Origin of the sequence: Muricoccus vinaceus, from assembly GCF_042433125.1 — a bacterium.
Classification (GTDB): Bacteria; Pseudomonadota; Alphaproteobacteria; order Acetobacterales; family Acetobacteraceae; genus Roseomonas; species Roseomonas vinacea.
In genome coordinates, this window is sequence record NZ_JBHLVZ010000056.1 from 1 (window position 1) to 4,989 (window position 4,989).

The window sequence follows — 4,989 nt, forward strand, 5'->3', positions numbered from 1 at the left end:
CCTCGAAGAGACCGGCAAACTCTTCTCGAAAGCGCATCACCAGGGTGCCCCTGGGGAATGCGGCTTTGGCAACGCGTGCCGTCTCGGTCGGGATCTCGCCTATGGGCGTCGAGTGCAGGCTCATGAGCGAGACTTGTGGGTCGCGCCCTGACCGGGCAACCGGTCCAGACCTCCAAAACTTCGCCCCGTTCTGATGACCCCGTATCGCCCCCAGACATTGCAAGGCCAAATAATGTCGATTCCGGATTCACCGACAGTATCAGGTGTGTTCTTGCGCATAAACAGCGTGCTGCATTACCTGGGGCCGCCAGTGAACTAGCATGGCGTGGTGCTGGACATCCTGGTGCAAGACCGACGGAACGGGAGTGCGGCCAAGCGGTTCTTCAAGCGGCTGCTCTCCGGCCTGAAGTACAAGCCGCGCCGGCTGGTTACTGATAGGCTGAAGAGCTACGGGGTAGCCCAGCGCGAACTCCTGCCCAAGGTCCGGTATCGGAGCAGCCGTTACCTGAACAACCGGGCGGAGAACTCGCACCGGCCCACCCGACGACGAGAGCGGCAGATGCAACGGTTCAAGTCGGCCGAGCAGGCCCAACGGTTCCTCTCGGCACACAGCATGATCTATGGCCACTTCCGTCCTCGCCGGCACCTGATGACGGCTACCAAGTACCCTGCGCCCAAACGACATCATGATCCTGCCGCACCCGCAGTCACGCGGCCGAACTTGCCCTCTCGTCAAACAACTTGCCAATGCCGGCAGAAGGGCAGAGCTTCCAGAGCGGAGCCGCTACGCAGATGGGACATACGGTTGATTCTGAAGGCTGCGCCGACACGCTTTGTGGCAAGCCAGAGTCACGTCGCCGCAAGGTTTTGACGCCAGAAGGTTGCTTCAGCCTGCTACGCTGCCCTCTCGGTATGAAGCTGGATCACTCAAAGGACGCCTGCACATGGCCCGACACCTGTTCACCGCTATGCTGACTGCTGGTGCCCTAGTGGGTCTTCTGGGTAGCTCATCTGGCGCGCGCGCCGAGCCGCCCTCGTCCGAGGAGATCGTGAACGCCTTCGAGGCTGTGCTCGGCCCGATCCGCACCAGCCGCCCGAGCCATGCCAAGGGCACCTGCGCCGCCGGCCACTTCACCGCGACGCCCGAGGGCACCCGCCTCTCCGTCGCGCCCGTCTTCAACGGCCAGCGCGTGGCCACGGTCATCCGTTTCGGCGTGGGCGTGGGGAACCCGGCCGGCCCCGACACCGGCCGCACCACGCGCGGCCTGTCCATCCGCTTCGAGATGCCGTCCGGCGACACCTGGGACATGGCGAACATCTCCGCCCCCATCTTCGGCTCGCCCACGCCGGAGGCGCTGGTGGCCGGCCTCCTCGCCCGCCGGCCCGACCCCGCGACCGGCCAGCCCAACCCGCAAGCCGTCGCCGCCTTCGTCGCGGCCAATCCGGCCACGACCCTCCAGGCCCGCTGGCTCGCAGCCACCCTCCCGCCAGCGAGCTGGGCTACCACCCCCTACTGGGGCGTGAACGCCTTCCGCTTCCAGGGCGCCGACGGTGAGGTCCGCCACGCCCGCTGGGTCTTCGAGCCCGCCGCCGGCACCCAGCGCCTGACGGAGGAGGAGACGCGCACCAAGCCCGCCAGCTTCCTCGCCGACGAGCTGCGGCAGCGCGTCGCCCGCGCGCCGGTTGAGTTCGACATGGTCTTGCAGTTCCCTGCCCCCGGCGACGACGTGACCAATCCCACCATCGCCTGGCCCGACGACCGGCCGCGCGCGGTGGTCGGCCGCCTCGTCGTCACCGAGGTCGCGCCCGGCCCCGGTGGCGCCTGCGACCCCATCAGCTTCCTCCAGCTCGACATGGCGCCGGGCGTCACCTACAGCGAAGACCCGACGCTGCACGCCCGCACCGGTGCCTACGCTGTCTCCCTCTCGCGCCGGCTGCAATAGTCCGTACCCAGACCAATGTTGGCGGATGAGGTCTGATGCGATGGACGGCCCCTACTTCACGGCATCGATGTGCCAGGATCGCGGTCGTTGGTTGAACGCCACGTATGAAGGGGCCGCCGGCTCTGGTGCACGAACAGCCGTGAGGGCACGCGTGGCCCTCGAAGGTGCCGATCAGGCGACGCGCTGCGCGCGAGGCAGGCCAAGTTCGGCCATGCGGTTCAGGACGCCGGCGATGATGGCGGCCTCGGCCCGCTGTGCTTCGAGGCCTCGCGACCGCAGACCGCCGCCGAGGACGCGCTTCCATCGCGAGTGGGTCCACTCGGCGGCGTTTCGGCGGCCATAGCCGGTCGCGCGCTCCCACGCGCGGCGACCGTCGCGGGCGACGTGCCGCGCGTGCCGCCCGCGCCCGGTCAGCGGGTCGAGTTGGTCTGCTGCTCTGACGTCCGGCGCCTTCGGCCTGAACACGCCCTCGGCGTTCGGCAGAACCTGCCGGGGCTCAGCCACCACCCGGTAGGTGGGCCTGCCCGCGTAGGCGGCCTCACCGTAGACGCGCCCGATCCAGCCGGTGACGCGGTCCAGCAAGGCCGGCACGGGCACGGTGTCGTGCACATCCGAGCGCGTCAGCTCTTCGGCGAGGATCTGTCCCGTGTCCGGATCCACTGCGACGTGCAGCTTGCGCCAGCCCTCGTGTCCCGCGCCCGACGGCTTCGCCAGGCGCAGGCCAGTGCTGTCGATGGCGAGGTCGAGGCCGCGGCCCGCATCGGACCTCCCGTCGAGCCGCAGTGTTCTTCCGCGGCGAGAGAGGGTGGTGTGGTCTGGAATGGGCAGTGCCAGGCCGAGAAGGGCGAAGATTGAGCGGATCAGGCCCTCGGCCTGCCGCAGCGCGAGCCGGTAGACGGCGCGCACGGTGAGGGCTGCCGCGATCGCCACGTCGCTGAAGGTGCGGCGGCCGGCAGGAGCCCGCCACCCCGCGACTGCCTCGGGCGAGACCCAGACCGTGATGTCGCCCCGACGCACGAGCGCCTGGTCGTACGCCGCCCAGTCGCGGACCTTGTACCGCGCCCGCGGCTCGCCCCGACGACACCGCACCGCCATCGCCCGCTCCACCCCGTCTGCTCGGCCGCAAGCCGAGCTCATCATGGCACCACCCGCAAGGTTGCTGCACCACAGCCGCGCTAGGGCAGCCGCATACGGTGAACCCGCGTACGATCACGGTGGACAAGAACCCGGCCTACCCGTGTGCCATCGAGCAGATGAAAGAGGACGGCGAGTTGTGGAGACGCTCGCGGCTACGCCAAATCAAGTTTCTCAACAACATCATGGAATAAGACCATCGGCGCTTGAATCGCCTGGTCAGACCAGGGCTCGGCTTCGGCGGTTTCCATAGGGCACGACGAACGCTGGCGGGCTACGAGGTGATGGCAATGGTGAGGAAGGGGCAAGTTCGAGATATCGGCGGACGCGACATGCAGGCCCAAGCTACTTTCGTCGCCGGGCTATTCCAGGTTGCTGCCTGATCTGCCTGCTATTCAGGCCACCCGTGGCCCGCCGCGAAGTTTGCAACACAACCTGTTGAAGCGCCACGCCGATCTGACCTCGCAACAACCGCTTGTCTACAGTACCTCATTGACGTACTGTCTGGGTATGGAGATCGAGTTCGACGCCGCGAAGGACGAGACCAACCGCCGGCTCCGCAATCTGTCGCTGGCGCTCGGCTTCTTCGTCCTTGAAAACCGCGTGGTCGAGTTTGAAGACACCCGCCGCGACTACGGCGAGACCCGCATCAACTGCCTTGGAACGATCAATGGACGGCTGTTTGCCATGACGTACACGATGAGGGGCTCGGTTTACCGGATCATCTCGCTGCGCAAGGCAAGCACGAAGGAGCAGAAGCTATGGCAACCACCCGCGTGACCAAGGACATGGCCAATCAAGCCCTCCGCGACATTGATTGGGCCGCGCTCGACGTTACCACAGACAAGCAGATCGACCAGCAGATCGCGGCCGATCCCGACCTAACGCCCATTAGCGCCGGTAAGGAAGCCATAGCGGCCCGCGTCCGCTTTGTGCGCGAGCGGTCGCTCCTCTCTCAGCCCGCGTTCGCCTCCCGCTACGGCATCCCACTCAAGACGTTGCGCGGGTGGGAGCAAGGCCAGCGAGTGCCCGATGCAACTGCGCTGGCCTACCTACGTGTGATCGAGAGAGAGCCAGAGGCAGCGGCGCGGGCGCTGACGGCGGCTTGATGAACCGCCGTGCCTGCGTCATCACGTCATTCGCCGTGATCGTGTCCATCGAGGTACTGCTTGTAGCCGGTGCGCAGCAGGTCGGCTTTCACTGGGGTATTAAGCAGGGGCGACAGCAAACGTTGACCGACCCCACCGCCTGGAATCCCGTTGGAAGCAGCCAGTCTTTTCTTCGCGCCGGCCGTGAACTGACCGAGATGTGCTCGGCCGCCTCCGGTCCTAAGTTCGCAGCCTGAGTGGGAGTAATTAACGCGGTGACCGGGCTCTCCTTTCACCGCATCACGCCGGGCCTCTACCGCGACTGCTCCCCCACCTCCCTCAGTTACAGGAGCTTGGCACGGATCATCGTTGATTACGTGATCACGCACCCGGACGCTGACAGGGCGGAACCCGCTGTGGTGGCTACCTACGCGCTCGGAGACGCTTTCCGCCCTACGCGGAACTCGACCTGGGCGATCTGTCCCTGACCGATGACCAGTTGCTCGACGCGATGATGGCGCACCCGATCCTCATTGTGGCGGCGAGCTGTAGGACGCCGAGGAAGGACGAGGCAGTTTTCTCGTGGCGCGTCGCCACGGCGCGCCACTCCTTGAGCTTGGCCCAGAGGCGTTCGACGCGGTTGCGATTGTTGTGGATCCAATCTGGACAGGCGACTGGGACCTCGTTCCTCTTGGGCGGTATTGCGGGGCGTGCGCCGAGGTCCCAGACGTGCTGGCGGAAGGCATGGCTGGAGTAGCCTCTCGCCCACCACCCAGAGCGGCACGCCAGGAAGGGTGGCGAGGAGGGGCACGGCGTAGGGCAGT

At 66.6% G+C, this 4,989-nt stretch carries 6 protein-coding genes and 1 pseudogene; 5 read left to right on the plus strand and 2 right to left on the minus strand.

Annotated elements, in window-relative coordinates:
• Positions 1-328: 328 nt before the first annotated feature.
• Positions 329-871 carry a transposase gene (locus tag ACFFIC_RS16995; protein WP_377052479.1) on the plus strand — a complete coding sequence of 181 codons (543 nt, stop codon included), beginning with the start codon at positions 329-331 and terminating at the stop codon, positions 869-871.
• A 73-nt stretch (positions 872-944) separates the two neighbouring features.
• The gene (locus ACFFIC_RS17000) at positions 945-1,943 is read left to right on the plus strand and encodes a catalase family peroxidase (protein WP_377052469.1); all 999 of its coding nucleotides are present in this window, start codon (positions 945-947) and stop codon (positions 1,941-1,943) included.
• Between the two features lie 171 nt (positions 1,944-2,114).
• On the opposite strand, the gene ACFFIC_RS17005 is transcribed toward ACFFIC_RS17000, so the two are convergent.
• Positions 2,115-3,083 carry an IS5 family transposase gene (locus tag ACFFIC_RS17005; RefSeq protein ID WP_377052471.1) on the minus strand — a complete coding sequence of 323 codons (969 nt, stop codon included), beginning with the start codon at positions 3,081-3,083 and terminating at the stop codon, positions 2,115-2,117.
• A gap of 366 nt (positions 3,084-3,449) precedes the next feature.
• On the opposite strand from ACFFIC_RS17005, the gene ACFFIC_RS17010 reads away from it, so the two are divergent.
• Genes ACFFIC_RS17010 through ACFFIC_RS17020 form a run of 3 tightly spaced genes read left to right on the plus strand, consistent with a single transcriptional unit; the run spans position 3,450 to position 4,422 of the window.
• Positions 3,450-3,857, plus strand: coding sequence for a BrnT family toxin (locus ACFFIC_RS17010; protein ID WP_377052473.1), 408 nt, complete (start codon positions 3,450-3,452; stop codon positions 3,855-3,857).
• On the plus strand, positions 3,839-4,186 hold the full coding sequence (locus tag ACFFIC_RS17015; protein ID WP_377052475.1) for a helix-turn-helix domain-containing protein: 348 nt from the start codon (positions 3,839-3,841) through the stop codon (positions 4,184-4,186). The genes ACFFIC_RS17010 and ACFFIC_RS17015 overlap by 19 nt, the downstream gene beginning before the upstream one ends.
• Complete coding sequence (locus tag ACFFIC_RS17020; RefSeq protein WP_377052477.1) at positions 4,186-4,422, plus strand: hypothetical protein; 237 nt, start codon at positions 4,186-4,188, stop codon at positions 4,420-4,422. Before ACFFIC_RS17015 ends, ACFFIC_RS17020 begins: the two co-directional genes overlap by 1 nt.
• A 274-nt stretch (positions 4,423-4,696) precedes the next feature.
• On the opposite strand, the pseudogene ACFFIC_RS17025 reads toward ACFFIC_RS17020, so the two are convergent.
• A pseudogene (locus ACFFIC_RS17025) lies at positions 4,697-4,989 on the minus strand (transposase); the annotation flags it as partial.

Coding starts and splice junctions, on each gene's coding strand:
- ACFFIC_RS17005 (WP_377052471.1), bottom strand. CDS start 3,083: ATGATGAGCTCGGCTTGCGGCCGAGCAGACGGGGTGGAGCGGGCGATG.
- ACFFIC_RS17020 (WP_377052477.1), top strand. CDS start 4,186: ATGAACCGCCGTGCCTGCGTCATCACGTCATTCGCCGTGATCGTGTCC.
- ACFFIC_RS17015 (WP_377052475.1), top strand. CDS start 3,839: ATGGCAACCACCCGCGTGACCAAGGACATGGCCAATCAAGCCCTCCGC.
- ACFFIC_RS17000 (WP_377052469.1), top strand. CDS start 945: ATGGCCCGACACCTGTTCACCGCTATGCTGACTGCTGGTGCCCTAGTG.